Below are 23,363 nucleotides of genomic sequence, written 5' to 3' on the forward strand. Positions count from 1 at the left end.
TTGACAGTTCGACCCTCACAAATGTCGATTCTGCGTCCGTTCCTCTCCCGCGTAGTCCGCCAGGGGCGATTGACCGTCGTCGCGCCCGACGGCGTCGAAGAGCATTTCGGCACGCCGTCGGCGGGGTTTCCCGAAATCACCCTCCGCTTTGCGACCCGCGCCGCGATGCGGCGTATCGTCCTCGACCCTCGGCTCGGTGCCGCCGAGTCTTTCATGGATGGCGACATGCGGATCGAGGGCGGGGACATCATGGACCTCATCGGCCTCATCCGCATGAACACGCCGTGGGATCGCGGCGCGCGGCTTAAGGACAAGACGTGGCTCGGCCGCCGCGCCGACTGGGTGAAAACGCGGCTCGGCTCGATCAACCGGCAACGCCAGTCGCGCGCCAATGTCGCGCATCATTACGACATCGGCAACGACCTCTACCGCCTCTTCCTCGACGACGACATGCAGTATAGCTGCGCCTACTGGTCGCGGCCCGGCATGACGCTGGAGGAAGCGCAGGCGGCGAAAAAGGCGCATATCGCCGCGAAGCTGGCGCTCGCGCCGGGGCAGCGTGTGCTCGACATCGGCTGCGGCTGGGGCGGCATGGCGATCACGCTCGCGAAGCTCGAGCAGGTCGAGGTGCTCGGTATCACCCTATCCGAAGAGCAATTGGCGCTCGCCCGCCAGCGCGCCGAGGCGGCGGGGGTCGCCGACCGCGTGACCTTCGAGCTCATCGACTACCGCGATCTTGCCACGCGCGAGGTCGGCCGCTTCGACCGGATCGTGTCGGTCGGCATGTTCGAACATGTTGGCACGGCGAATTTCGAAACCTTCTTTCGCGCCTGCGCCAATCTGATGACCGCCGACGCCGTGATGCTGCTCCACACGATCGGCCGTTTCGGTCGGCCGGGCGCGACCGATGCCTTCACGCGCAAATATATCTTCCCCGGCGGTTATATCCCGGCGCTCAGCGAGACGCTGGCGGCGAGCGAGAAGAGTCGGCTGATCGTCACCGATGTCGAGACGCTGCGCCTTCACTACGCCCTCACGTTGCGCGAGTGGTATGCGCGCACCCTCGCGCACGAGGCCGAGATCATCGCGATGATGGGCGACCGCTTTTTCCGGATGTGGACCTTCTACCTCGCGGGCGCGACGACGGCGTTCGAAAGCGGCGGGATGGGCAATTACCAGATCCAGTTCGCGCGTAACCGCAACGCGCTGCCGCTGACGCGCGATTATATGGCCGAGGCGGACGCACGCTATTCGGGATAATATTCGTTCATGCTGTCCCAGCTCAGCGCGACGATCTTCTCAAGCACATCCAGATCGACGTCGGCGAGCTTGCTGATATAAACGCAGGCCTTGCTGGTCTTGTGCTTGCCGAGCTTCGCGAACAAGGCGTCGGCCTCGGCCTGCCGGTTGCCGTAATTGCCCATCAGATAGAGGGTCAGCGCCGCCTTGCGCGGGCTGAATCCGGCGCGGCACATCGTTCCCGAATGGCCGCTGTCATAGGTGTAGTCGTAGCTGCCATAGCCGATGATCGACGGGCCCCACATTTTCGGGACGTCGCCGGTGACGCGTCGGTGGATGGCATCGATAATAGCGGCTTCTTCGCGCCGCTTTTCATCGGGAACGGCGGCGATGAAATCGGCGACCGACACTTCGGTCGCCTTGGTCTTGATTTCGGCTTTGGCGATGGCGCTTCTCCCGAAGCGATCATAGCGGCGCGCGGCGGATTTTCCAATCAGCCGTGCCGCCCCGCGATCTGCCCCGCGAGCATGGCGATGCGGCGGCGAAAGCTGGCCGGCGCGATCACCTCCACCCCGGCGCCGAGCGCCAGCATGTCGCGTGCGCCATGGTCGCTGTCTTCGATCCGCATCGTCATGTCGCGCCAGCCGTCGGCGCCCGGCGGCCCGGCGCCCGCGACCGCCTCGGCGCCGCGCGGCGATTGCGCGGCGAGCCGGCTGCAGCCGGCGGGCGACGCGCGGACAGCGGCAACGGTGGCGAACAATTCGGCCTCGAACCGCGCCTGTTCGGCCTGCCACCATGTCGCCAGATGGAAATCGACGGGCCATTCAAACGGCGCGACATCGACCATCGGGGTCTGGATGTTCGACATGCGAAAGACGCGAATCTTTCCGCCGCCGCGCGCCGCGAGATACCAGATGCCGGCTTTCAGCACGAGGCCGAGCGGTTCGACCGTCCAGTCGCGCGTCTCCTGCCAGCTTTCATAGCGCATCGACAGCGGATGTTGGTCGAGCACGGCGCGCGCGATCATGGGCAGATGGGGCAGGGCGTCGCCAGCGCGATACCAGTCGACCGGATCGAGGTGGAAACGCGCCGCCATGCGGTCGGCGAGCGCGCCGCCGCCGCCGGGCAGCGCGACGAGCAGCTTGTTGCGCGCCGCGCTTGCCGCTGCGCCGATTCCCAGTTCGGCGGCCGGGCCGGGCAAGCCAATCATCGCCGTCGCTTCGGCTTCGCCCGCCGACAGGCCGGTGAGCTGCGTGCGATAGCCGCCCAGCAACTGGAACCCGCCGCCCGGTCCCCGGTCGCCATAAACGGGGACACCCGCGGCGCTCAGCGCGTCGACGTCGCGATAGATGGTGCGCTCGGATACCTCGAATTCGGCCGCGAGGTCGGCCGCGGTCAGCCGTCCGCGCAGTTGCAGCAGGATCAGGATCGAGAGAAGGCGGCTCGCGCGCATTTTTTCGCTGTAGCAGAAAATAACTGACAGAAAATGTCAGGATGGGCGGCGTAGGACGGAATGGTCACCAAGGGAGCAACCCATGACCCAGATCGAACGACGCACCGTTATCGCCCTTTCCGCAGGAGTCCTTATGTCCAGCCTGATCCCGACCATCGCCGCTGCCGCCATCAACCCCGCCCCTGTCGGCAAGCCCGGCGACTTCGATTTCCTCACCGGCGAATGGCGCATCCACAATAGATTCCGCGAGGGCGAGAAGTGGATCGAATTCCCCGGCGAAGCGACCGTCGTCGGCATCCTCGGCGGCGTCGCCAGCGTCGAGGAACTGCGCATCCCCGCGCGGGGCTTTTCGGGCATGGGCCTCCGCCTGCTCGACGTCGAAAAGAAAATCTGGTCCGACCATTGGGTCAACGCCAAGTCGGGGGTTGTCGCGGTGCCGGGCCAGCTTGGGGTATTCGAGGATGGCGTCGGCACCTTCCTGTCCGAAATCGATGGCAACGGTGGGGCCGGGGCGCGTCGCGAACTCGAACGCGGGGTGTGGGACCGGATCACGCCGACCAGCCACCGCTGGTTCCAGAGCGTCTCGCGCGACGGCGGAAAGACGTGGGACGATAACTGGTTCATGGACTGGACGCGGGTCGGCTGAGGAGCCCCAAGCCGGTTGCACCTTTGGCGGCGGACTGCTAGCCGCGCCCGCGTCTTTCCTTCGCCAAGGGTGCCATCATGTCCGAGTCCTTCAAGCGCGTCGTCCTCGCCTATTCGGGAGGGCTCGACACCAGCGTCATCCTGAAATGGCTGCAGGTGACCTATGGCTGCGAAGTGGTGACCTTCACCGCCGACCTGGGGCAGGGCGAGGAACTGGAGCCGGCGCGCGCGAAAGCCGAGCTGATGGGGATCAAGCCCGAGCATATCTATATCGACGATTTGAAAGAGGAATTCGTTCGCGACTTCGTCTTCCCGATGATGCGCGCCAATGCACGATATGAGGGCGATTATCTGCTCGGCACCTCGATCGCGCGGCCGCTGATTTCCAAGCGCCTCGTCGAGATCGCCAGGGAAACCGGCGCCGACGCGGTCGCGCATGGCGCGACGGGCAAGGGCAACGACCAGGTACGCTTCGAGCTCAGCGCCTATGCGCTGAACCCCGACATCAAGGTGATCGCGCCGTGGCGCGAATGGGATCTGGCGAGCCGTACCGCGCTGATCGCCTTCGCCGAGCAGCACCAGATTCCGGTGCCCAAGGACAAGCGCGGCGAAAGCCCCTTCTCGACCGACGCCAATCTCCTCCACACCTCGTCGGAGGGCAAGGTCCTTGAAAATCCGTGGGATGAGACCCCCGACTATGTCTATTCGCGCACGGTCAATCCAGAGGATGCGCCCGACACCCCCGAATATATCACGATCGATTTCGAGCGCGGCGACGGCGTCGCGCTGAACGGGCAGGCGATGTCGCCCGCGACCTTGCTCGCGGCGCTCAACGACCTCGGCCGCACGCACGGCATCGGCCGCCTCGACCTCGTCGAAAACCGCTTCGTCGGCATGAAGTCGCGCGGCATGTACGAAACGCCGGGCGGCGAAATCTATGCCCGTGCGCATCGCGGCATCGAAAGCATCACCCTCGACCGCGGCGCGGCGCACCTCAAGGACGAGCTGATGCCGAAATATGCCGAGCTCATCTACAACGGCTTCTGGTTCGCGCCCGAGCGCGAGATGCTGCAGGCGGCGATCGACCACAGCCAGGAAAAGGTCAGCGGAACGGTGCGGCTCAAGCTCTACAAGGGCAATGCGAGCGTCGTCGGCCGCAGGTCGCCGAACAGCCTCTACAGCGAGCGTCACGTGACTTTCGAGGATGATGCCGGCGCCTATGACCAGAAGGATGCGGCGGGCTTCATCAAACTCAACGCGCTACGCCTGAAGCTGCTCGCCAAGCGTGATCGCTGAGCTGGATCCGCCGGGCGCGCGAGATTGATCCGGTTTCAGCCGAAGGAACGATCCCACGCCGCCCGATGGAAGCCAAATGAAATGAAGGGTTAGCATGGCGTCATGACCTGCGCTAAGGCGCGATCCATGACTGCGACCCGTTTTTTCTCCGACAATGCCGCGACCGTCCATCCCGTGGTGATGGATGCGCTGGCGGCCGCCAACCATGTCGATACCGCCTATGACGGCGACGCGCTCAGCCAGTCGCTCGACGCCGCCTTCTCCGACCTGTTCGAAACCGATTGCGAGGTCGTTTGGATCCCCACCGGAACGGCGGCGAACAGCATCATTCTCGCCCATTTCGTGCGGCCGTGGCAGGGCATCCTCTGTTACGAGGAAGCGCATATCGAGGTCGACGAATGCGGCGCGCCGACCTTCTATTCGGGCGGCGCCAAGCTGATGCCGTTGCCCGGCCGCGGCGCGAAGATCGATACCGAGGCATTGAAGGCCCGCATCGCCGGGATCCGGCAGGATGTGCACCAGGTCCAGCCCGCGGCGGTCAGCATCACCAATGCGACCGAATATGGGCTGTCGTGGCGCGCGCAAGAGATTGGCGAGATCAGCGAGATCGCCAAGGGCCGGGATATGAAACTACATATGGACGGCGCACGCTTCGCCAACGCCGTCGCGTTCCTCGGCTGCGCCCCCGCCGACGTGACCTGGCGCGTCGGGGTCGATGCCCTGTCCTTCGGCTTCACCAAAAATGGCGCGATGATGGCCGAAGCGATCGTCTTTTTCGGCGGTAGCGGCGGGGCCGGGGTGCGCGAACTCAAGAAACGCGGCGGGCATCTGCTCAGCAAGGGGCGCTTTGTTGCGGCGCAGATCCGCGCGATGCTGGCGAACGACCTGTGGCTCGCCAACGCGCGCGCCGCCAATGCGGGTGCGGCCAAGCTGGCGGCGGCGTGCGGCGGCCGATTGATGCACCCGGTCGAGGCGAACGAGCTGTTCGTGCGCCTGACCGCCGAGGAAGCGGCGACGCTGCGCGGAGCCGGGTTTGACTTCTACGACTGGGGCGAAGGCGCGGCGCGCATGGTCGTCAGTTGGGATCAGGATGCGGAGGCGGTCGCGCCGCTGGCGGCTGCGATCGGCGCGCTATGAGCGAGCAGCCGCTGACGCTGCTCAATCCGCGCATCCTGCTGCCCTTCATGCTGGTGACGCTGATCTGGGGTTCGACGTGGATCGTCATCACGGGCCAACTCGGCGTCGTGCCGCCCAGCTGGTCGGTGACCTATCGGTTCGCGGTCGCGGGCATCGCCATGTTCGCCTTTGCCATCATCCGGCGCGAGCGACTGTGGCCGGGCGGCCCCGCGCTTGCCTTTGCCCTGATCCTCGGCATCGCGCAGTTCGCGTTCAACTTCAACTTCGTCTACCGCGCCGAGCAGCATATCACCTCGGGCCTTGTCGCGGTGCTGTTCGCGCTGCTGATCGTCCCGAATACATTGCTTGGCCGTCTCTTCCTGAAGACCCCGCTCGAGCGGCGCTTCCTTGCCGGGGCAGGGATTGCCATCGTCGGGGTCGGCATGATGATCCTCCACGAATATTGCGCCGCGGCGCTCGGGCCGGCGGCGGTGCTGACCGGGACGGCCTTCACGCTGGCGGGCGTTACCAGCGCGTCGATCGCCAATGTCATGCAGGGAACACGCATTGCGCGGGCGCAGTCGATGACGGTGATGATCGCGTGGGCGATGCTGTTCGGCACGCTGGCCGACGGCGCCTTTGCGTGGATCACTACCGGTCAGCCGGTGATCGAGCCGACCGCGGCTTATGTGGGCGGCGTCCTCTATCTGGGCCTGATCGCGAGCGCTGTGACCTTTCCGCTCTATTTCAATATCATTCGCGCCGTCGGGCCGGGGCAGGCGGCGTGGTCGAGCGTGCTGATCCCGATCATCGCGATGGGCTTTTCGACGCTGTTCGAGGGGTATCACTGGGCAACGCTGTCGATCGCTGGCGGCGTGGTGGCGCTGATCGGGCTGGTGATTGCGGTCGCGAAACGGCCCGAGCGGCCAACGATCAGCGGCAATATGGTTTCGGTTCCGGTTCAGCGCGAGACCTAGTTGCTATCGGTGTATTGTTTTAATAAGACGGTGACATGAAACATCTCGGCAGCACCCTTCTTCTACTCGCAGCCCTTCCGGCGACGCCCGTCTTTGCGCAGACCGCGTGCCAGCCGGGCACCTATGCCGCCCCTGATAGTGACTTTGTCGTGCTGGTGCCGTCGCCAAGCGTTGCGGCGCCGGGGCTGCGCTATATGTTCCGCGACGGCCGCCGCGGCGCGACGACCGAGGCCGGTGTCCCGCTGACGTGCGGCACCGACGCGGTGACGGTGGGCGGCAAGCGTTGGGCGCGGATCGCCTTTCGCGAGACCCCCACAACCTTCGATAGCGTCGGCACGAAAATGACCGGCGTGCTGATCGAACCGCCGGGCGCATCCGATGCGAAGCGACCGCTTGTCGTCATGGTGCACGGGTCCGAACGCACCTCGCCGATCGGCGGCCTCTATGGCTATGCGATGGCGGCGCAGGGGATTTCGGTGTTCGTCTATGACAAGCGCGGCACCGGCGGGTCCGAGGGCGAATATACGCAGAATTTCGAATTGCTCGCCGAGGATGCCGCGCAGGCACTCGACCAGGCGCGAAGCATGGCGGCGGGGCGCTTCGGGCGCGCAGGCTTCTTCGGCGGCAGCCAGGGCGGCTGGGTCGCGCCGCTCGCCGCGACGCGCACCAAGGCCGATTTCGTCGCGATCGGCTTCGGCCTCGTTGCCTCGCCGATCGAGGAGGATCGCGAGCAGATGGTGTCCGAGGTCCGCGCCGCGGGGTTGGGGGGCGATGCCGTCGCGTTGGTCAATCGCCTGTCGCAGGCGACGGCGCGGTTGCTGCTGTCCGATTTTCGCGAGGGCTATGATGCACTCGATGCGGTGCGGCGCGAGATGGCGGACAAGCCGTGGGCCGCGAAGGTCGAGGGCGAATATAGCGGCGCGATCGCGCGCATGCCGAACGACGAGCTGCGCCGGATCGGCCGTGCGCGCGTCGACAATCTCGAACTGATCTGGGACTATGATGCGGTCGCGGCTTTGAAAAAGCTCGATGCGTCGCTGCTATGGGTGCTCGCGGGCGAGGATCGTGAGGCGCCGATCGAAACGACGCGCGCCGCGCTGCTCGGCCTCGCGAAGGAAGGCAAGTCGGTCGACGTCTATCTCTTTCCCCAGACCGATCATGGCATGTGGGAATTTACCACCGATGCCGATGGCGAACGCCATGTTACGCGGATTACCGACGGTTATCTGAAACTGCTCGGCGATTGGATCAAACGCGACGTGCGCGGCGCCTATGGCCATGCCGAACGCCTGACGCCCAAATCCTGACGTCTAACCCGCGCTGATCCGCTCGATGTCGGCGCCGACCGCCTGGAGCTTCTCTTCGAGCCGTTCGTAACCGCGGTCGAGGTGATAGACGCGGTTGACCTCGGTCGTGCCCTGGGCGGCGAGGCCGGCGATGATCAGGCTCATCGACGCGCGCAGGTCGGTCGCCATCACGGGCGCGCCGACCAGATGATCGACCCCGCGGACCACCGCGCTGCGGCCGCGTACGTCGATGTCGCAGCCCATGCGCGCCAGTTCGGGGACGTGCATATAGCGGTTCTCGAAAATCGTTTCGGTAAACAGCGAAGCGCCCTTGCCCAGCGTCGCCATCGCCATGAACTGCGCCTGCATGTCGGTGGCAAAGCCCGGATAGGGCGCGGTCGACAGCGTGACAGGTTCGGCGCGGCCGGACATGGCGACGCGGATGCCGCCCTTGGTTTCCTCGACCGTCGCGCCGGCTTGGCGGAGTGCCGAGAGCGTCGCCTCCATCTCGTCGGCCTTGGCACCGACCAGCTCGACGTCGCCCTCGGTAATCACCGCGGCGCAGGCGTAGCTGCCCGCCTCGATGCGGTCAGCCATCACGCGATAGGTCGCGCCGTGCAGCCGGTCGACGCCTTCGATGATCAGCGTTTCGGTGCCGATGCCGTCGATATGCGCGCCCATCGCCACGAGGCAGTTGCACAGGTCGACGATTTCGGGCTCGCGCGCCGCATTGCCGAGCACGCAGGTGCCCTTGGCGAGCACCGCGGCCATCAGGGCATTTTCGGTTGCGCCAACCGACACGACGGGGAAGGTGAATTTGCCGCCGGGAAGGCGTCCGTGACCCGGCGCGCTCGCTTTCACATAGCCCGACGCGAGCTCGATCTCGGCGCCGAACGCTTCGAGCGCTTTCAGGTGCAGGTCGATCGGGCGGTTGCCGATCGCGCAGCCGCCGGGCAGCGACACCGTCGCCTCGCCCGCGCGCGCGAGCAGCGGGCCGAGCACGAGGATCGACGCGCGCATCTTGCGCACGATGTCATAGGGCGCGACGGTCGACGTCAGCGTCGTCGTGCGCGCGGTCATCACGCGGCCGAAATCCTCGGGCCGCGAACCCTCGATCGTCGTCGAGCAGCCGAGCTGGTTGAGCAGGTGCCCGAAGCCGTCGACGTCGGCGAGGCGCGGCAGGTTGCGCAGCGTCAGCGGCTCGTCGGTGAGCAGCGCGCAAGGCAGCAGGGTGAGCGCCGCATTCTTGGCGCCGGAGATGGGGATACGGCCCTTGAGTCGCTGGCCGCCGCGAATGACGATTTGATCCATCGGCTGTCTTTAGCGGATGCGAACGCCGGTGCAAGCGGGGCTGGGCGGATGACGGTACGACGGCGTTCCTGATCGTGTGCGTCGGCCCGCTGTCGGACCCGAAAGTGATGCTGCGAAAGATCGACAGGGGCGCGCGGGTGCGCGGCGGATTCCACGCTGCCGTCGACGATTGAAGTGGTCGTCCGTCCCCCCGTTGTGGTTGGTTGACCGGGTGCCAAGCTAATCGCTCCGGCGAACTAAGGGAAAAAGCGTCCATGGTTAAGTAGTCGCTTATGGCACCCGGCTTTTGCCGTGGATTTTCAGTCCAAAATATGAAACTATTCGCGTCGATATTTGGGTTGAAAAGGGCAGCGTGCAACCGAAACGACTTTTCAAAAGGGGAGAAGGTCATGCGGAATAGGGTCGTCACGATCGTCACTACGGCTACGTTCATCGCCAGCCAGCTTGCTGTCCCGGCGATGCCACAAGCGACGACGCTGCCTTACCCGCCGCCGGGTGGACCGGTGGTCGTCCAGCCAACTCCGGGCGGCCCGCAAATCCAGCCGCCACGTCCGGGTGGACCGGAGATCGTCCAGCCTTCGCCGGGCTATGGCTATGCGGGAACGCTCCGCTGCGAATCGCGGAACAACAATATGCAGCGCTGCAATGTCCGCACCGGCAATCGCGTCGACCTGCAGCGGGTGATCGGCGGGCGCTGCTCGAAGGGGCGCGACTGGGGTTTCACCGCCACGCAAATCTGGGTGTCGGACGGCTGCCGCGCCGATTTCGCCTATGGCTATGCCAATGATGGCGGCTATCCGACGCCGCTGCCGCAGCCGGTCAATGACTATGCGGGGACGCTGCGCTGTGAATCGCGCGGCAATCGCTACGAACAGTGCAATGTTCCGACCAACAATCGCGTCGATCTGCTGTACAAGCTCGGCGGTAAATGCAACGCTGGCCGGCAATGGGGCTACACGGCCGATTATGTGTGGGCGGACAAGGGCTGCCGTGCCGAATTCGGCTATGGGTACCGGAATGTCCGGCCGCCCAAGGATAAGGACAAGGGGCCGAGCACCGGGCTGATCATCGGCGGCGTCGTCGTCGCCGGCGGGCTGCTCGCGCTGCTCCTCAGCAAGAAGAAAAAATCGCCGTCGGGCGAAGAGACGGCGGTCGAAGCGCCCGCAACCTATCCCGCAGGTCCGCCGGCGACGCTGAGTGCCAATCTGTCCGCGCTGCCAAGCGCGGCGCGGCCGTCGGTGCAAAATTGCATGAACGATGCGGCGCGCCAGATCGGGGTGACCGGCGGAACCCGGCTGTCCTATGACAAGCTGGTCTCGCTCGAACAGGGCAATGGCGGCTGGCGGATCCGGGCGTCGATGACCGCGACCTATCCCGACGGCGCACGCGCGATCGAAATGTATTGCCGCGCGACGCCGAGCGACATCATCCAGCTCGATTTCAGCTAGATAGCTGAAGCGTTTCCGATATTCCGTCACCGCGGCCAAAGCCGCGGCGACGGATTTCGAGACGGAGGCAGGGCCTGACGCGATGATGAAACATGGTGGGCCCGCTGCGGCGCTTTGGTCGCGGGCCTATCTGCTGTTGACGATGACCGCGCTTTTCTGGGCCGGAAATTCGATCGTTGGGCGCGCCGCGCGCGATCTCGTGCCGCCGGCGGCGCTGTCCTTCTGGCGCTGGACGATCGCGCTTGCGCTGCTGCTGCCGCTCGCCTGGCCGCATCTGAAGCGCGATTGGCCCGCGCTGCGGGCGAACTGGCCGATCATCATGGTCCTGGGCGCGCTGGCGATCGGTTCGTTCAACATCCTGCTTTACACCGGCCTGCAAACCACCACTGCGCTCAATTCGATGCTGATCCAGTCGGCGCAGCCGGCGCTGATCCTGATCGTCGGGGCGCTGGTAATGGGTGACGGCACGAGCCTGCGCCAGGTCGCCGGCGTGCTGATCTCGCTTGCGGGGGTGCTGATCATCATCGGGCGCGGCGACCCGCAGATGCTGATCGCGCTGCGGCTCAATATCGGCGATGCGATCATCGGCGGTGCGGTGCTGCTGTGGGCGCTTTATTCGGTGCTGCTCCGCCGCCGGCCGCCGGTCCATCCGCTCAGCTTCCTTGCGGCCTCGATCCTGGTCGGAATTGCCGTCATCGCGCCGGTTTATGCGTTGGAGCTCTGGTCGGGCAGGTTGATCGTCCCGGTGGCGGGCAGTGCGCTGGCGATCGCCTATGTGTCGGTTTTTCCGTCTTTCCTCGCCTATCTTTTCTTCAACCGCGGGGTCGATCTGATCGGTTCGGCGGCGACGGGCCAATATATGAATGTGATGCCGTTGATGGGCGCGGGACTGGCGATGCTTTTCCTCGGCGAGGTGCTGCACCTGTTCCACATCGCCGGGCTGACGCTGATCGTCGCGGGCATATTGGTCGCGGGGCGTCCGGCGCAGCCAGCGGAAACTGCGGCTTAGCGGCCGAGTGCTTCCTCGACCTGCACCAGCCGGTCCTTGCCGAAAAACATGTCTCCATCGATGAAAAAGGTCGGAATGCCGAACACGCCGCGCGCGACGGCAGCTTCGGTATTTTGGGCGAGCTTGGCCTTGATCGCGGGCTCCTGCGTCCGGGCAAGGAGCGCGGGGCCGTCGAAGCCGTTCGCCGACAGGAAGGTGGCGATCACCTCGGGGTCGTCCATCTTCAGCCCGTCCTCCCACATCGCGCGGTTCACCGCGTCGACATAATCGTCGAGATTGCCTTCGTCGTCGGCGACGATCGCGCCGCGCATGATCGTCAGCGTGTTGACCGGGAAGTGCGGATTGATGCGGAATTTGGTCAGGCGGTGGCGTTCGATGAAGCGCCGCATTTCGAGATTCTCATAGGCGAGCTTGGCCGGGGCGTCGGCATATTGGATCATTGGCGCCTTGTTGCCCGTCGCCTTGAAGATGCCGCCCAAGAGGCATGGTGTGATGACAAGGTCGGCACCGGTGCGATCGAGCAGTTCGGGAAGCGCCTTCATCGACAGATAGGCGTTGGGGCTGCCGAAATCGAAGATGAGTTCGAGGCTTTTGGTCACCATTTTTCTCCCCAGGGACGCAGGTCGAGTTCGTGAGTCCAGGCGCTTTTGGGCTGCTTGTGGAGCATCACATAATTGGCGGCGATCGCTTGCGGATTGAGGACGAGGTCCTGCGCCCTCGCATTGTCAAAATCGGGGTGCCGTTGACGGATGAAATCGGTGTCGATCGCGCCGTCGATGATCGTATGTGCGACATGAATGCCCTGCGGTCCCAGTTCGCGCGCCATCGATTGGGCGAGCATGCGGAGCGCGCCCTTGGCGCCCGAGAAGGCCGAAAAGCCCGATCCGCCGCGTAAGGACGCGGTCGCGCCGGTGAAGATGATCGTGCCGCGGCCGCGCGGGGCCATATGTTTCGCGGCCTCGCGTCCCATCAGGAAGCCGCCGAGGCAGGCCATTTCCCAGACCTTGGTGTAAACGCGCACCGTCGTCTCCACGATGGGGAAATTCACATTGGCACCGATGTTGAACACCGCAACCTCGATCGGGCCGACCTCGGCCTCGACCTGATCGAACAGGCCGATCATCGCTTCTTCTTCGCGCGCGTCGCCGGGGAATGCGCGCGCCTTGTGTCCATCGTCGCGGATCGATTGTGCGAGTGCCTCGAGCGCGTCGGCGTTGCGTGTCCGGCGGTTGACGCAGGCGGTAAGCCCTTCGGCGGCGAAGGCACGGGCGATGGCGCCGCCGGTGGCGTCTCCGGCCCCGATGATGACGGCTGCGGACATAAACGACTCTCCTCTTGCGCCTGATAGTAACTATGATAATCATAGTGACAAGGGTTAATTTCTCTCGTCATTCCCGCGAAAGCGGGAACCCAGCGAGCTACTGTTGCGGGCTGGGTTCCCGCTTTCGCGGGAATGACGAAGAAGAGGAGGTGCGGGATACATGCCAAAACGCGCGGATCTGTCGGACACTTTCTGCCCCGTCGGGCGATCGGCCGAGCTGCTCGGCGACCGCGCGGTGCTGTTGATCCTGCGCGACCTGTTCTTTGGCAACCGGCGGTTCGAGATCATCGCCGCCAATACCGGACTCGGCCCGCAACTGGTGTCGGCGCGACTCAAGCGGCTACTGGTCGAAGGCGTCGTGGAGCGACGCGCATATCAGGAACGTCCGGTCCGCCACGAGTATCGGCTGACCGCCAAGGGCAAGGATCTGTTCGACGTCCTTTACGCGATGCGCAACTGGGCCGAACGCTGGGCTTATGCGCCGGACGAGACGGGCGGTGGGCCGGCGATGCGCTATTTTCATCGAGCCTGCGGTGCCGATGTCGGAACGGCGATAGTGTGCCCCGGTTGCGGTGAGCCGCTCCGCTATGGCGATTTGAAGGGCGAGCCTTCGCCGGCGCTCAAGGCCGAGCAGGCGGCGCGGGTGGGCTAGATCAGGCCTTTTCCAGCGTGCATTGCAGCGGATGCTGGTTCTGCCGCGCGGCGTCCATCACCTGGTTCACCTTGGTCTCGGCGACCTCATAACTGAACACGCCGCACACGCCGACACCCTGCTGGTGGACGTGCAGCATGACCTGTGTCGCCTGTTCGATGTCCATGTTGAAGAAACGCTGCAGCACCATCACGACGAATTCCATCGGCGTATAATCGTCGTTGAGCAGCAGCACCTTGTACATCGACGGCTTCTTCGCCTTGGCGCGGGTGCGCGTCGCGATGCCGACGCCGGGGGTGCTGGGCGAGCCGTCGTCCTTGTCCGCCATCGCGCGGACCGGGTGGGAGGTGAAAACAGGAAGCATCATCGGCAGGAATATCGCAAGCCACGGGCGAAGCGCAAGGGGCGGGCGCGCGGATTTTAACCTCTTGTTCGCCAGCCAGGCGCCGGCGCGGGGTAGGGGGCCCCAAAAACAAGAACCGCCCGCTTCCTGAAGAAGCGAGCGGCCTTGGGGGTGTCGGCGCAGGCGGGGAGGGAGGGGGAAGGCCCGCGCCAACGGAAGTTGAAAGCCCTTAGGCGGCCTTCAGCTTCGAAGTGATAACCGAAACGCGGTTCGAGATCGGCGCGAAGCTTTCGTTCGTCAGCTTGACGACGAGTTCGCTGGTCTTCGAGGTCTGCGCAACAGCGGCGTCGAAAGCCTTCTTGCTGTTTTCGGCATAGAGCTTGAAGAAGTCGGCCGGGGTCTTGACGGCGGTGTAGCCCTTCAGCGCCGCGGTCGTGTCTTCGAAGCTCTTGCGAGCGAAGGTCACGCCTTCCTGGCCGAGCGATTCGATACCCTTGGCAGCGATCTTGCCGGCTTCGACGAGCGCTTCGACGTTTGCCTTGTTGAATTCGACGGCTTCTTCAGCAAGCTTGCTGGTCTTGGCCATGGCTTCCTTCGCCTTCTCGTTGAAGTCGGCGGTCAGGGCTTCGGTGCGGGTCTTCGCTTCGTCGGCGAACTTCTTGACGGTGTCGTTCATGGTCTTGAATCCTTTGGTGGCGGCTGCGACCGGCTTCGGTGCGGCCTTAAGGGGCTTGGATGCAATTTTCACAGTCGCCTTCTTGGGGGCGACCTTCTTGGCAACCGCCTTGGGGGCGACAGCCTTTTTCGCGGCCGGCTTGGCTTTTGCCTTCACCGTCTTGATCTTTGCGGGGGCCGGGGCGGCCTTCACTGCGGCCGGAGCGGCAGCTTCAACCGGCGCGGCGGGAGTTGCCACCGGCTTGGGCGCGGTTTCCAGCGTCGCGGCTTCGAAAGCCTTTTCGGCACTATCCATCTTGGTAGCCATCGGTTTACTCCTCTATGTTGCAGTGCACAATATAGGAGCGGCGTGACGATTTCAAGGATATTTTTGTGCAGTGCACAAAAAACTTCGATCGCCGCCTCGTTGGCCTTATATTCGCCCGATATTACCGCTGTTTGACATAGCGACCGGGGGCATCCTCGATCGCCTTTTTGGCGCCTTTTCCGGGGATGCGCGCCCCTTTTACGGGGGTTTTTGCGCTATCCTGTACCGAAATCCATTCGATCCAGTGCGGCCACCAGCTGCCCTTGGTCTCACTCGCGTTCGCAACAAAATCGTCGAGCGTCGCGGATTTGCTGTCGCCGGTCCAATATTGATATTTGCCCGCGGCGGGCGGGTTCACCACCCCCGCAATATGGCCCGAGCCCGCGAGCAGGAAGGTCTTCGGCCCCGAGAGATGATCCATCAGCCGCCAGACGCTGGCGAGCGGCGCAATATGATCTTCGCGCCCCGCCTGGATATAGGCGGGGGTCGTGATCTTCCTGAGGTCGATCGGCGTGCCTAGCACTGACAGGCTGTTCGGGATTACCATGCGATTGTCGCGGTAAAGGTCGACCAGATACTGCCGATGCCATTTCGCGGGCAGGTTCGTCGTGTCGCCGTTCCAGTAGAGGAGGTCGAAGGGCGGATAGTCATTGCCGAGCAGATAATTGCTGACGACATAATTCCAGATCAGGTCGCGTCCGCGCAAGCTGTTGAAGGTCGCCGCCATATAGCGCCCGTCGAGGAAGCCGGGTGCCGAGAGCTGCTCGAGCAGCGCGAGATAGCTGTCGTCGACGAACATCTTGAGGTCGCCGGCATGTTCGAAATCGACCTGCGCGGTGAAGAAGGTCACCGACTTCACCTTGTCGGCTTCGCCTCGTGCCGAAAGCATCGCGAGCGTCGCGGCAAGCGTGGTGCCGGCGACGCAATAGCCGATCGTGTGGACCGCAGGCACATCGAGTACCGCGCGCACCGTGTCGATCGCGTCGACCTGCGCCGCGATATAATCGTCCCAGACGACATCCTTCATCGACGCGTCGGCCGATTTCCACGACACGACGAACACGCTGAGGCCCTGCTCGACCGCCCAGGCGACGAAGCTCTTCGCCGGATTCAGATCGAGGATATAGAAGCGGTTGATCCACGGCGGGAAGATGAGGAGGGGGACGCCAAGCACCTCTTTCGTCGTCGGTGTGTAGTGGATGAGCTGGTAGAGGTCGGTCTCGTGGATCACCTTGCCCGGCGTCGTCGCGATATTGACCCCAACCTCGAACGCGTCGGGATCGACATGGCTGAGCTGCCCGCGCGAAAGGTCGTTGAGCATGTGGCGAAGCCCCTTGAGCAGGCTTTCGCCGCGCGTCTCGACTGCGCGCTTGATGACCTCGGGATTGGTGAGCGCCAGATTGGTTGGCGCCATCGCGTCGGCCATGGCTTTCGCTGCAAATTCCATCTTCGCGCGCGCCGCGGCGTCGGGCCCTTCGAGCTGGCGCGTCGTCGCCAGCATCTGGTCGGCGAGCAGGCCATAGGTCTGGCGGATCATCGCGAACACCGGATTGGCCGTCCAGTCGGGGTCGGTGAAGCGGCGATCCTTGGCAGCTTCGGGCGGCGCGTCGGGGGCGATCGGCTGGCCGATGCTGGCGAGCGAGGTCCAGAAGGCGACGCCCTGTTCCCACATCTTCGACGACTGCTGCGTCCACATCTGCGTCGCTGGATTGTCCAGCCATTTGGCGGGATCGAACAGCGCGGCGGCGCTCGTGTTGCCGTCGTTTGCCTGGCCCAGCGCATATTCGAGCATCATCTGCTGCGCGCGGCCGATGACGCTCCCCCAATGCTGCATATCATCGGGCGACGGCATGAAGGGATTGGGCGCTTCGGTCATGTCGTTCTTGCCCGTATCGCTCATGTTTGTTCCTGCTGGTCAGTGCGGATAGAATGCCTATAACAAGCCGCGGCGCGGCTGGCGAGGAGCCGTTCGCGTGCTTTCATGATCCAACGTAAAGGAGTTGTTCTAGTTTCCCATGTCCGAAGATGAATTCTATCGCATCAAGCGCCTGCCGCCCTATGTCATCGCTGAAGTCAATGCGATGCGTGCGGCCGCCCGCGCCGCAGGCGAAGACATCATCGACCTGGGAATGGGCAATCCGGACCTGCCGCCGCCCGCGCATGTGATCGAAAAATTATGCGAAGTCGCGATGAAGCCCGACGCGCACGGCTATTCGCAGTCGAAGGGCATTCCGGGCCTCCGCCGCGCGCAGGCCAATTATTACGCGCGCCGCTTCAACGTCGAACTCGATCCCGAGAGCGAGGTTGTCGTCACGATGGGATCGAAGGAAGGGCTCGCGAGCCTCGCGACCGCGATCACTGGCCCGGGCGACGTCGTGCTCGCGCCGAACCCCAGCTATCCGATCCACACCTTCGGCTTCATCATCGCCGGCGCGACGATCCGCAGCGTGCCGACGACGCCCGACGAAGCCTATTGGCGCGCGCTCGACCGCGCGATGGCGTTCACCGTGCCGCGCCCGTCGATCCTCGTCGTCAACTATCCGTCGAACCCGACCGCCGAGACGGTTGACCTCGCCTTTTACGAACGGCTGGTCGCGTGGGCGAAGGAGAACAAGGTCTGGGTGCTTTCGGACCTTGCCTATTCGGAGCTCTATTACGACGGCAACCCGACCCCCTCGATCCTGCAGGTCCCGGGTGCGAAGGATGTCGCGGTCGAGTTCACCTCGATGTCGAAAACCTATTCGATGGCCGGATGGCGCATGGGCTTTGCGGTCGGCAACAAACGGCTGATCGCGGCGATGACGCGGGTCAAATCCTATCTCGACTATGGCGCCTTCACGCCGATCCAGGCTGCGGCTTGCGCGGCGCTCAACGGGCCGCAGGACATCGTCGCGCGCAACCGCGAACTTTACCAGAAGCGCCGCGACGTGATGGTCGAAAGCTTTGCCCGCGCCGGCTGGGACATCCCGAGCCCGAAGGCGTCGATGTTCGCCTGGGCGCCGCTGCCCCCCGCGCTCAAGGAGATGGGCAGCCTCGAGTTCTCCAAGCAACTGCTGACCCATGCCAAGGTCGCGGTCGCGCCGGGGGTCGGTTATGGCGAGGACGGCGAAGGGTTCGTCCGCATCGCGATGGTCGAGAATGAGCAGCGCATCCGCCAAGCGGCGCGCAATGTCCGCAAATTCCTGCAGCTGCACGGCGTCAATACGCCGTCGGTGGCGGCGGCCGGCGAAGGCTGATTCATGGGTCCTGACCCCGCTGGCTCGGCGATGATCGCCGAGACGATCCAGCTCTCGGTCACCCCGGTGTTCCTGCTCGTCGCCACGGGCAGCCTCCTCAACGTCCTGACGGGCCGGTTGTCGCGAGTCGTCGACCGTTCGCGGGCGCTGATGGAGCGCTGGGCCGAGACCGAGGGGCAGGAGCATGAGCGCGTCGTCGCCGAACTGCGCGCGGCCGACCGGCGGATGGACGTGATCAACAATGCGATCGCCGCCGCGGTCGCGTGCGGGATCGTCGTGTGCCTGCTCGTCGCCTTGCTGTTTGCGCAGGCGATCGCCGGGTTCAATCTGGGGCTCGCCGCGTCGTGGGCGTTCGCGATCGCGATGCTGCTGCTGCTCGCATCATTGGTGCTGTTCCTGATCGAGGTGCGGATGGCGATCCGCAACATCCATGTGCCGATGGAACTGCTCGAACTCGAAGAAATGGGCTGGAAGCGGCGGCGCGACCGCCGCTGATAGATGCGCGGCGGCGGCTGGTCGAAGCGCGCTCGCCATCCTGACGGCGAGCGGCCAGAACCGGGGCCGAAACTGGGGAGGATGCAATGCACAAATGTCGACTTTTGACGCCGCTGCTCGGTGCGGCGATGTTGTTCGCCGCACCGGCCGTTGCGGCGGCACCCGACAAGGCGGTCGCCGCCGCCGTCGCCGACAAGCAGCGGATCGCCGACAACCGCAAACAGGACGAAGGGCGTCAGCCGGCCGCGGTGCTGGAATTTGCGCAAGTGAAGCCCGGGTCGACCGTCGCCGACCTGCTCGCGGGCAATGGCTATTATAGCGAGATGCTCGCGGACCTGGTCGGCCCCAAGGGCACGGTGATCCCGATGAATTCGCCCGGGTTCCACAAGGCTGACACCTGGGCCACGCTGCTAAAAGCCCATCCGAACATGGCGCCGATGGTGCGGCCGGTGAACCAGATGGCGCTCGCGCCGAAGAGCGTCGACATGATCTTCACCCACCTCGTCTATCACGACCTGTATTGGGAAAGCGAAAAGTTCAAATTCGCGCGCGTCGATGTCGATGCGATGGTCGCCGACTGGTTTCGCGCGGTTCGCCCCGGCGGGACCGTGATCGTCGTCGACCATGTCGGCCCTGCGGGCAACACGCGCGAAGTCGTCGAAAAACTGCACCGCATCGACGCCGCGACAGTGCGCGCCGACATGGAGCGCGCGGGTTTCGTGTTCGATGGCGAGAATGAAGCGCTGCGGATCAAGGCGGACGATCACAGTAAGAATGTGTTCGACCCCGCGATCCGCGGCAAGACCGACCGGTTCATGATGCGGTTCAAAAAGCCCGTCTGACTGCGATCCTCCCCACCGCTTCGCGACAGGGAGGATCTTAAGGGGTCGCGCCCGCCCGATAGGTCGGCGTCACCCGCTTGCCGCTCGCCTGCTCATAGGCATAGCCTGCCGCGAGCACGTCGGCGTCGCGCCATTTCGCGCCGATGAAGGACACGCCGATTGGCAGCCCCTCGACCGCCCCCATCGGCACCGTGAGGTGCGGATAGCCGGCGATGGCGGGAAGCTGGCTGACGCTGGGGCCATCATAGCTATCGCCCTTGGCGAGGTCGCTGACCCACGCCGGACCGTTGGTCACGCCGACGAGCAAGTCGACGCCATGGGTTTTCAGCAGCCGGTCGATGCCCTCGGGCCCCGCGAGCCGCGCCGCTTTTTCGCGCGCCGCGATATAGGCGGGGCTGTCGAGACCGCCCTTGGTCTCGGCCAGTTCGAACAGCGACTGGTCGAACCATTTGAGCTCCTCGGGGCTCGCCTTGTTGAAGGCGATCACGTCGGCGAGCGTCCTGGGCGTGGCCGCGTTCGGCAGGCCGCCAAGATAGGCCGCCATGCCGGCCTTGAGCTCGGTCAGCAATATTTCGAGCTCGGCGGCGCCGAGGCCCTCCATGCCTTTGCGGCTGTCGGTGATTTCGACCACCGTTGCGCCGAGGTCGGTCATTTGTTTGAGCGCGGCGTCGAACAGCGCGGCGATGTCGGCGCGGTCGCCGATGCGGTCGCGCAGCACGCCGATGCGCTTGCCTTTCAGCGCCCCCGGAGAGAGCGCGGCGGCATAATCGGTCTTGCGCGCATCGGCCTCCGCCGTCGCGGGATCGGCGGGGTCGCTGCCCGCGATCACCGTCATCACCGCTGCGGCATCGCGCACGGTCAGCGTGATCGGCCCCGCCGTGTCCTGGCTATGGCTGATCGGGACAATGAAGGTGCGGCTGACGAGGCCAACGGTGGGTTTGAAGCCGACGACGCCGTTGACCCCCGCCGGGCAGGTGATCGACCCGTCGGTCTCGGTGCCGATGGTGATCGGTGCGAGCGAAGCCGCCGCGGCCGCGGCGCTGCCCGAAGACGAGCCACAGCTATTGCGATCGAGCGCATGCGGATTTTTGGTGAGCCCGCCGATCGCGCTCCAGCCGCTGGTCGAATCGTTCGAACGGATGTTCGCCCATTCGCTGAGGTTCGTCTTGCCGAGGATGACCGCCCCCGCATCGCGCAGGCGCGCAACGAGTGGCGCGTCGCGGTTCGTCACATTGTCCTTGAGTGCGAGCGAACCGGCGGTAGTCGCGAGCGGGCCCGCTGCCTCGATATTGTCTTTCAGCAATATGGGGATGCCGTGAAGCGGCCCGCGCGCCTTGCCCGCCATGCGTTCGTCATAGAGGCGTTTCCCCTCCGCGTTGAGATCGGTTTGGGACATGGTGGCGATAACGGCGTCCAGCTTCGGCCCATAGTCGTCGATCCGCCCGATCCGGTCGAGATAGACGAGCGCCATCAGCCCTTCGTAAATCTGCCCGCTCTCCATTTCGGCGCGAAGCATTGCCGCGTCCTTGCCCTCGACCTCGGGAAGCGGCGGCGGCATCGCCGCGGCGGGGGTGCTGGCAAGAAGCGCGGCGGTGGCGAGCAGCGAAGTTTTTTGCATAGGCTGCACGCTGCCAGCCGTAGCGGCAATTGCAAGAGAGGATTTTCGGCGCGCCGCAAGGGCGTTGACACCGGTCCCCCCGGTCTGCTCCCTTGGCGGCGGGAGAGATATATGACCGACAAGCCTGCCCTCGCAACGGGCATTGCCGTGCCATCGTCCGACGGCGTTTCTGCGCAGACGCGGACGATGCTGTGGATCCTGCTGATCGTCTATATCTTCAACTTCCTCGACCGGCAGATCGTCAATATCCTCGCCGAACCGATCAAGGCCGACCTCGGCTTGTCCGACACGCAGCTCGGCCTGCTCGCCGGCCCCGCTTTCGCTGTCTTCTACGCGCTGCTCGGCATCCCGATCGCGCGCTATGCCGACAAGGACGGCACGAACCGCGTGCGGCTGATCGCGCTCGCGCTCGCGATCTGGTCGGCGATGACCGCGGTGTGCGGGCTCGCGCAGAATTTCGTGCAATTGCTGTTCGCGCGCATCGGCGTCGGCGTGGGCGAGGCCGGGTGCACCCCCGCTGCGCACTCGCTGATTTCGGACAGCGTGCCCGTGGCGAAGCGATCGTCGGCGATCGCCTTCTACGGGCTCGGCGTGCCGATCGGTTCGCTGCTCGGGTTGATCATCGGCGGCATCGTCAACGATCTTTACGGCTGGCGCGTCGCGCTGATGCTGGTCGGCGCACCGGGGCTGCTGCTCGCGCTGATCGTGCTGTTCGTAATGCGGGAGCCACGGCACAGCCGGACCGCCGAAGCCGTGGCGACGGCATCGGCGGCCGTGCCATTGTCGATGCGCGAAGCGATGCGTGAGATTTTCACCTCGCGCGCCTATATCTACATATTGATCGCGGCGTCGTTCACTGCCTTCCTTGGCTATGGCAAGGGTCTGTGGACGATCAGTTTCTTCATCCGCAGCCACGGGCTATCGACGACCCAGGCAGGGCTGTCGTTGGCGGCGGTGCTCGGACTGGCTGCGGCCTTTGGAACCTGGCTGGGCGGCAAGATGGCCGACAAGTTCGGCGCGCGCGACAAGCGACATATCCTGACCTTTCCCGCCTTTGGCATGGCGATCGTCGCCCCCGTCCTGTTCCTTGGCTATTATATGGAGAACTGGATCGTCGCGATGGCGTTGCTGGTCGTGCCCAGCATCGTCAACAACGCCTATTACGGCCCGGCTTATGGCTGCGTGCAGGGGTTGGTCCAGCCGCGCGCGCGCGCCGTTGCTGCGTCGATCATGCTGTTTGGGCAGAATTTGATCGGTCTGGGGCTTGGGCCGTTCCTGTTCGGCGTGCTGTCCGACGCGCTGCAGCCGGTGGCGGGGCAGGAAAGCGTGCGCTGGGTGCTTTACGGCGCGGCGTGGCTGGGGCTGATCCCGGCCTTCTTCTTCTGGCGCGCGAGCCTCAGGCTCAAGGCCGAACTCAAGTCGGGTTAATAGGGCGGGTCGACCTTCGCTCGCTGCGCCTTGGCCGCGTCGATCCACCAGTTCAGGTCGTCGGCGAAGCGTGGGAAGGCCTTTTCGAGCCTCGCCCCGTCATCGCCCGCCGGCTTGCCGTCGGTGTCGAACGCGCGGCCGATGCGCGCGACGGGCAGGATCGAGGAGATTACCGCCATGCCCATCTCGCCCAATATGTCGCGCCAGCCCATCATTGCGCGCACCCCGGCAAAGGAACCGCCCGAGTAACAGGCGATCGCGGCGGGGCGCCAGAACCATTCCTCGAGAAAATGGTCGGTGAGGTTTTTCAGCCCCGGCTGCGGCCCCCAATTATATTCGCCGGTGACGAACAGGAAGCCATCGGCGGCGCGGATCTGGCTCGCGAGTTCCTCCATCGCGGGCGGTGCCTCGCCTTTCGGATATTCCTTGTACATGCGGTCGAGCATCGGCAGGCCGACCGCCTTGGCGTCGATCAGCTCGGCGCTGTCGCCGCGCGCCGCGATCGCATCGACGAGCCACTCGGCGAACCTGATGCCCTGCCGGTCGCGGCGATAGCTGCCATAGAAGAGGAGGATGCGGCGGGACATGATGGCTCCTGCAAAAACTTATGTTCGACGGCGTAAATCTTCCCGAACCCCCGAGCCCTTCGACTGCCCTGGCGGGCGC

General features: G+C 64.8%; 23 protein-coding genes. 13 read left to right on the top strand and 10 right to left on the bottom strand.

Translation table 11 applies throughout. The annotated features are described in order from the left end of the window. Positions 1 to 21 precede the first annotated feature (21 nt). Entirely contained in the window at positions 22 to 1,260 is a 1,239-nt protein-coding gene (locus V6M50_RS14545; protein ID WP_332819282.1) for a cyclopropane-fatty-acyl-phospholipid synthase family protein, read from the top strand. On the opposite strand, the gene V6M50_RS14550 is transcribed toward V6M50_RS14545, so the two are convergent. After that, a complete protein-coding gene (locus tag V6M50_RS14550) occupies positions 1,248 to 1,649 on the bottom strand; it encodes a DUF1801 domain-containing protein (RefSeq protein ID WP_332819283.1) in 402 nt (133 codons plus the stop codon). The two genes, V6M50_RS14545 and V6M50_RS14550, sit on opposite strands and share 13 nt — an antisense overlap. Before the next feature lie 83 nt (positions 1,650 to 1,732). Continuing rightward, positions 1,733 to 2,692 carry a helix-turn-helix transcriptional regulator gene (locus V6M50_RS14555; protein WP_332819284.1) on the bottom strand — a complete coding sequence of 320 codons (960 nt, stop codon included), beginning with the start codon at positions 2,690 to 2,692 and terminating at the stop codon, positions 1,733 to 1,735. 133 nt (positions 2,693 to 2,825) lie between these two features. Between V6M50_RS14555 and V6M50_RS14560 the strand changes: the two genes are divergently transcribed. The 5 genes from V6M50_RS14560 (at position 2,826) to V6M50_RS14580 (ending at position 8,033) form a co-directional block, all read left to right on the top strand. After that, positions 2,826 to 3,338, top strand: a complete 513-nt coding sequence (locus V6M50_RS14560) for a hypothetical protein (RefSeq protein ID WP_332819285.1) — start codon at positions 2,826 to 2,828, stop codon at positions 3,336 to 3,338. Positions 3,339 to 3,415: 77 nt separating this feature from the next. Further along, positions 3,416 to 4,633 carry an argininosuccinate synthase gene (locus tag V6M50_RS14565; RefSeq protein WP_332819286.1) on the top strand — a complete coding sequence of 406 codons (1,218 nt, stop codon included), beginning with the start codon at positions 3,416 to 3,418 and terminating at the stop codon, positions 4,631 to 4,633. Positions 4,634 to 4,759: 126 nt separating this feature from the next. Beyond that, positions 4,760 to 5,770 carry a threonine aldolase family protein gene (locus V6M50_RS14570; RefSeq protein WP_332819287.1) on the top strand — a complete coding sequence of 337 codons (1,011 nt, stop codon included), beginning with the start codon at positions 4,760 to 4,762 and terminating at the stop codon, positions 5,768 to 5,770. Further along, the gene (locus V6M50_RS14575) at positions 5,767 to 6,726 is read left to right on the top strand and encodes a DMT family transporter (RefSeq protein ID WP_332819288.1); all 960 of its coding nucleotides are present in this window, start codon (positions 5,767 to 5,769) and stop codon (positions 6,724 to 6,726) included. The genes V6M50_RS14570 and V6M50_RS14575 overlap by 4 nt, the downstream gene beginning before the upstream one ends. A gap of 35 nt (positions 6,727 to 6,761) precedes the next feature. Continuing rightward, positions 6,762 to 8,033: an alpha/beta hydrolase family protein gene (locus tag V6M50_RS14580; protein WP_332819289.1), complete on the top strand. Its 1,272-nt coding sequence runs from the start codon at positions 6,762 to 6,764 to the stop codon at positions 8,031 to 8,033. 3 nt (positions 8,034 to 8,036) lie between these two features. Here the strand turns inward: V6M50_RS14580 and murA are convergent, their stop codons facing one another. Beyond that, complete coding sequence (gene murA / locus V6M50_RS14585) at positions 8,037 to 9,323, bottom strand: UDP-N-acetylglucosamine 1-carboxyvinyltransferase (protein ID WP_332819290.1); 1,287 nt, start codon at positions 9,321 to 9,323, stop codon at positions 8,037 to 8,039. 389 nt (positions 9,324 to 9,712) lie between these two features. On the opposite strand from murA, the gene V6M50_RS14590 reads away from it, so the two are divergent. Together V6M50_RS14590 and V6M50_RS14595 are read left to right on the top strand one after the other, a co-directional pair. Next, entirely contained in the window at positions 9,713 to 10,771 is a 1,059-nt protein-coding gene (locus V6M50_RS14590) for a DUF3011 domain-containing protein (RefSeq protein ID WP_332819291.1), read from the top strand. 82 nt (positions 10,772 to 10,853) lie between these two features. After that, complete coding sequence (locus tag V6M50_RS14595; protein WP_332819292.1) at positions 10,854 to 11,780, top strand: DMT family transporter; 927 nt, start codon at positions 10,854 to 10,856, stop codon at positions 11,778 to 11,780. Here V6M50_RS14595 and V6M50_RS14600 read toward each other — a convergent pair. After that, positions 11,777 to 12,382, bottom strand: coding sequence for a 2-hydroxychromene-2-carboxylate isomerase (locus V6M50_RS14600; protein WP_332819293.1), 606 nt, complete (start codon positions 12,380 to 12,382; stop codon positions 11,777 to 11,779). The two genes, V6M50_RS14595 and V6M50_RS14600, sit on opposite strands and share 4 nt — an antisense overlap. After that, positions 12,376 to 13,101 carry an SDR family oxidoreductase gene (locus V6M50_RS14605; RefSeq protein WP_332819294.1) on the bottom strand — a complete coding sequence of 242 codons (726 nt, stop codon included), beginning with the start codon at positions 13,099 to 13,101 and terminating at the stop codon, positions 12,376 to 12,378. The genes V6M50_RS14600 and V6M50_RS14605 overlap by 7 nt, the downstream gene beginning before the upstream one ends. Before the next feature lie 160 nt (positions 13,102 to 13,261). Here V6M50_RS14605 and V6M50_RS14610 point away from each other — a divergent pair, with 160 nt between their 5' ends. Further along, entirely contained in the window at positions 13,262 to 13,753 is a 492-nt protein-coding gene (locus tag V6M50_RS14610; protein WP_332819295.1) for a winged helix-turn-helix transcriptional regulator, read from the top strand. Position 13,754: 1 nt separating this feature from the next. Here the strand turns inward: V6M50_RS14610 and clpS are convergent, their stop codons facing one another. The 3 genes from clpS to V6M50_RS14625 all read right to left on the bottom strand — a co-directional run bounded on the left by clpS (position 13,755) and on the right by V6M50_RS14625 (position 16,978). Next, positions 13,755 to 14,117: an ATP-dependent Clp protease adapter ClpS gene (clpS, locus tag V6M50_RS14615; protein ID WP_443030524.1), complete on the bottom strand. Its 363-nt coding sequence runs from the start codon at positions 14,115 to 14,117 to the stop codon at positions 13,755 to 13,757. A gap of 208 nt (positions 14,118 to 14,325) precedes the next feature. Next, positions 14,326 to 15,078: a phasin family protein gene (locus tag V6M50_RS14620; protein ID WP_332819297.1), complete on the bottom strand. Its 753-nt coding sequence runs from the start codon at positions 15,076 to 15,078 to the stop codon at positions 14,326 to 14,328. 121 nt (positions 15,079 to 15,199) lie between these two features. Continuing rightward, on the bottom strand, positions 15,200 to 16,978 hold the full coding sequence (locus V6M50_RS14625) for a PHA/PHB synthase family protein (protein WP_332819298.1): 1,779 nt from the start codon (positions 16,976 to 16,978) through the stop codon (positions 15,200 to 15,202). Between the two features lie 115 nt (positions 16,979 to 17,093). Between V6M50_RS14625 and V6M50_RS14630 the strand changes: the two genes are divergently transcribed. From V6M50_RS14630 to V6M50_RS14640, 3 genes are all read left to right on the top strand, one after another. After that, positions 17,094 to 18,314, top strand: a complete 1,221-nt coding sequence (locus V6M50_RS14630) for an LL-diaminopimelate aminotransferase (RefSeq protein WP_332819299.1) — start codon at positions 17,094 to 17,096, stop codon at positions 18,312 to 18,314. A 3-nt stretch (positions 18,315 to 18,317) separates the two neighbouring features. Continuing rightward, positions 18,318 to 18,809, top strand: coding sequence for a DUF2721 domain-containing protein (locus V6M50_RS14635; RefSeq protein WP_332819300.1), 492 nt, complete (start codon positions 18,318 to 18,320; stop codon positions 18,807 to 18,809). 86 nt (positions 18,810 to 18,895) lie between these two features. Continuing rightward, positions 18,896 to 19,651 carry a class I SAM-dependent methyltransferase gene (locus V6M50_RS14640; protein ID WP_332819301.1) on the top strand — a complete coding sequence of 252 codons (756 nt, stop codon included), beginning with the start codon at positions 18,896 to 18,898 and terminating at the stop codon, positions 19,649 to 19,651. 37 nt (positions 19,652 to 19,688) lie between these two features. Here V6M50_RS14640 and V6M50_RS14645 read toward each other — a convergent pair whose 3' ends face one another. After that, entirely contained in the window at positions 19,689 to 21,269 is a 1,581-nt protein-coding gene (locus V6M50_RS14645) for an amidase (RefSeq protein WP_332819302.1), read from the bottom strand. A 111-nt stretch (positions 21,270 to 21,380) separates the two neighbouring features. Here V6M50_RS14645 and V6M50_RS14650 point away from each other — a divergent pair, with 111 nt between their 5' ends. Further along, positions 21,381 to 22,697, top strand: a complete 1,317-nt coding sequence (locus V6M50_RS14650) for a spinster family MFS transporter (protein WP_332819303.1) — start codon at positions 21,381 to 21,383, stop codon at positions 22,695 to 22,697. Here the strand turns inward: V6M50_RS14650 and V6M50_RS14655 are convergent. Continuing rightward, on the bottom strand, positions 22,694 to 23,284 hold the full coding sequence (locus V6M50_RS14655) for an NADPH-dependent FMN reductase (protein WP_332819304.1): 591 nt from the start codon (positions 23,282 to 23,284) through the stop codon (positions 22,694 to 22,696). The genes V6M50_RS14650 and V6M50_RS14655 overlap by 4 nt on opposite strands. Positions 23,285 to 23,363: the final 79 nt, after the last annotated feature.

The sequence above is a fragment of the Sphingopyxis sp. genome, from assembly GCF_036675685.1.
Taxonomy (GTDB): Bacteria; Pseudomonadota; Alphaproteobacteria; order Sphingomonadales; family Sphingomonadaceae; genus Sphingopyxis.

Bases quoted from the DNA above. Each gene is read 5' to 3' on its own strand.
- V6M50_RS14640 (WP_332819301.1), top strand. From the start codon at position 18,896: ATGCACAAATGTCGACTTTTGACGCCGCTGCTCGGTGCGGCGATGTTG.
- V6M50_RS14630 (WP_332819299.1), top strand. From the start codon at position 17,094: ATGTCCGAAGATGAATTCTATCGCATCAAGCGCCTGCCGCCCTATGTC.
- V6M50_RS14635 (WP_332819300.1), top strand. From the start codon at position 18,318: ATGGGTCCTGACCCCGCTGGCTCGGCGATGATCGCCGAGACGATCCAG.
- murA (WP_332819290.1), bottom strand. From the start codon at position 9,323: ATGGATCAAATCGTCATTCGCGGCGGCCAGCGACTCAAGGGCCGTATC.
- V6M50_RS14600 (WP_332819293.1), bottom strand. From the start codon at position 12,382: ATGGTGACCAAAAGCCTCGAACTCATCTTCGATTTCGGCAGCCCCAAC.
- V6M50_RS14570 (WP_332819287.1), top strand. From the start codon at position 4,760: ATGACTGCGACCCGTTTTTTCTCCGACAATGCCGCGACCGTCCATCCC.
- V6M50_RS14590 (WP_332819291.1), top strand. From the start codon at position 9,713: ATGCGGAATAGGGTCGTCACGATCGTCACTACGGCTACGTTCATCGCC.
- V6M50_RS14575 (WP_332819288.1), top strand. From the start codon at position 5,767: ATGAGCGAGCAGCCGCTGACGCTGCTCAATCCGCGCATCCTGCTGCCC.
- V6M50_RS14650 (WP_332819303.1), top strand. From the start codon at position 21,381: ATGACCGACAAGCCTGCCCTCGCAACGGGCATTGCCGTGCCATCGTCC.
- V6M50_RS14555 (WP_332819284.1), bottom strand. From the start codon at position 2,692: ATGCGCGCGAGCCGCCTTCTCTCGATCCTGATCCTGCTGCAACTGCGC.
- V6M50_RS14560 (WP_332819285.1), top strand. From the start codon at position 2,826: ATGTCCAGCCTGATCCCGACCATCGCCGCTGCCGCCATCAACCCCGCC.
- V6M50_RS14565 (WP_332819286.1), top strand. From the start codon at position 3,416: ATGTCCGAGTCCTTCAAGCGCGTCGTCCTCGCCTATTCGGGAGGGCTC.
- V6M50_RS14610 (WP_332819295.1), top strand. From the start codon at position 13,262: ATGCCAAAACGCGCGGATCTGTCGGACACTTTCTGCCCCGTCGGGCGA.
- V6M50_RS14655 (WP_332819304.1), bottom strand. From the start codon at position 23,284: ATGTCCCGCCGCATCCTCCTCTTCTATGGCAGCTATCGCCGCGACCGG.
- V6M50_RS14595 (WP_332819292.1), top strand. From the start codon at position 10,854: ATGATGAAACATGGTGGGCCCGCTGCGGCGCTTTGGTCGCGGGCCTAT.
- V6M50_RS14545 (WP_332819282.1), top strand. From the start codon at position 22: ATGTCGATTCTGCGTCCGTTCCTCTCCCGCGTAGTCCGCCAGGGGCGA.
- V6M50_RS14645 (WP_332819302.1), bottom strand. From the start codon at position 21,269: ATGCAAAAAACTTCGCTGCTCGCCACCGCCGCGCTTCTTGCCAGCACC.
- V6M50_RS14620 (WP_332819297.1), bottom strand. From the start codon at position 15,078: ATGGCTACCAAGATGGATAGTGCCGAAAAGGCTTTCGAAGCCGCGACG.
- V6M50_RS14625 (WP_332819298.1), bottom strand. From the start codon at position 16,978: ATGAGCGATACGGGCAAGAACGACATGACCGAAGCGCCCAATCCCTTC.
- clpS (WP_443030524.1), bottom strand. From the start codon at position 14,117: ATGCTTCCTGTTTTCACCTCCCACCCGGTCCGCGCGATGGCGGACAAG.
- V6M50_RS14605 (WP_332819294.1), bottom strand. From the start codon at position 13,101: ATGTCCGCAGCCGTCATCATCGGGGCCGGAGACGCCACCGGCGGCGCC.
- V6M50_RS14580 (WP_332819289.1), top strand. From the start codon at position 6,762: ATGAAACATCTCGGCAGCACCCTTCTTCTACTCGCAGCCCTTCCGGCG.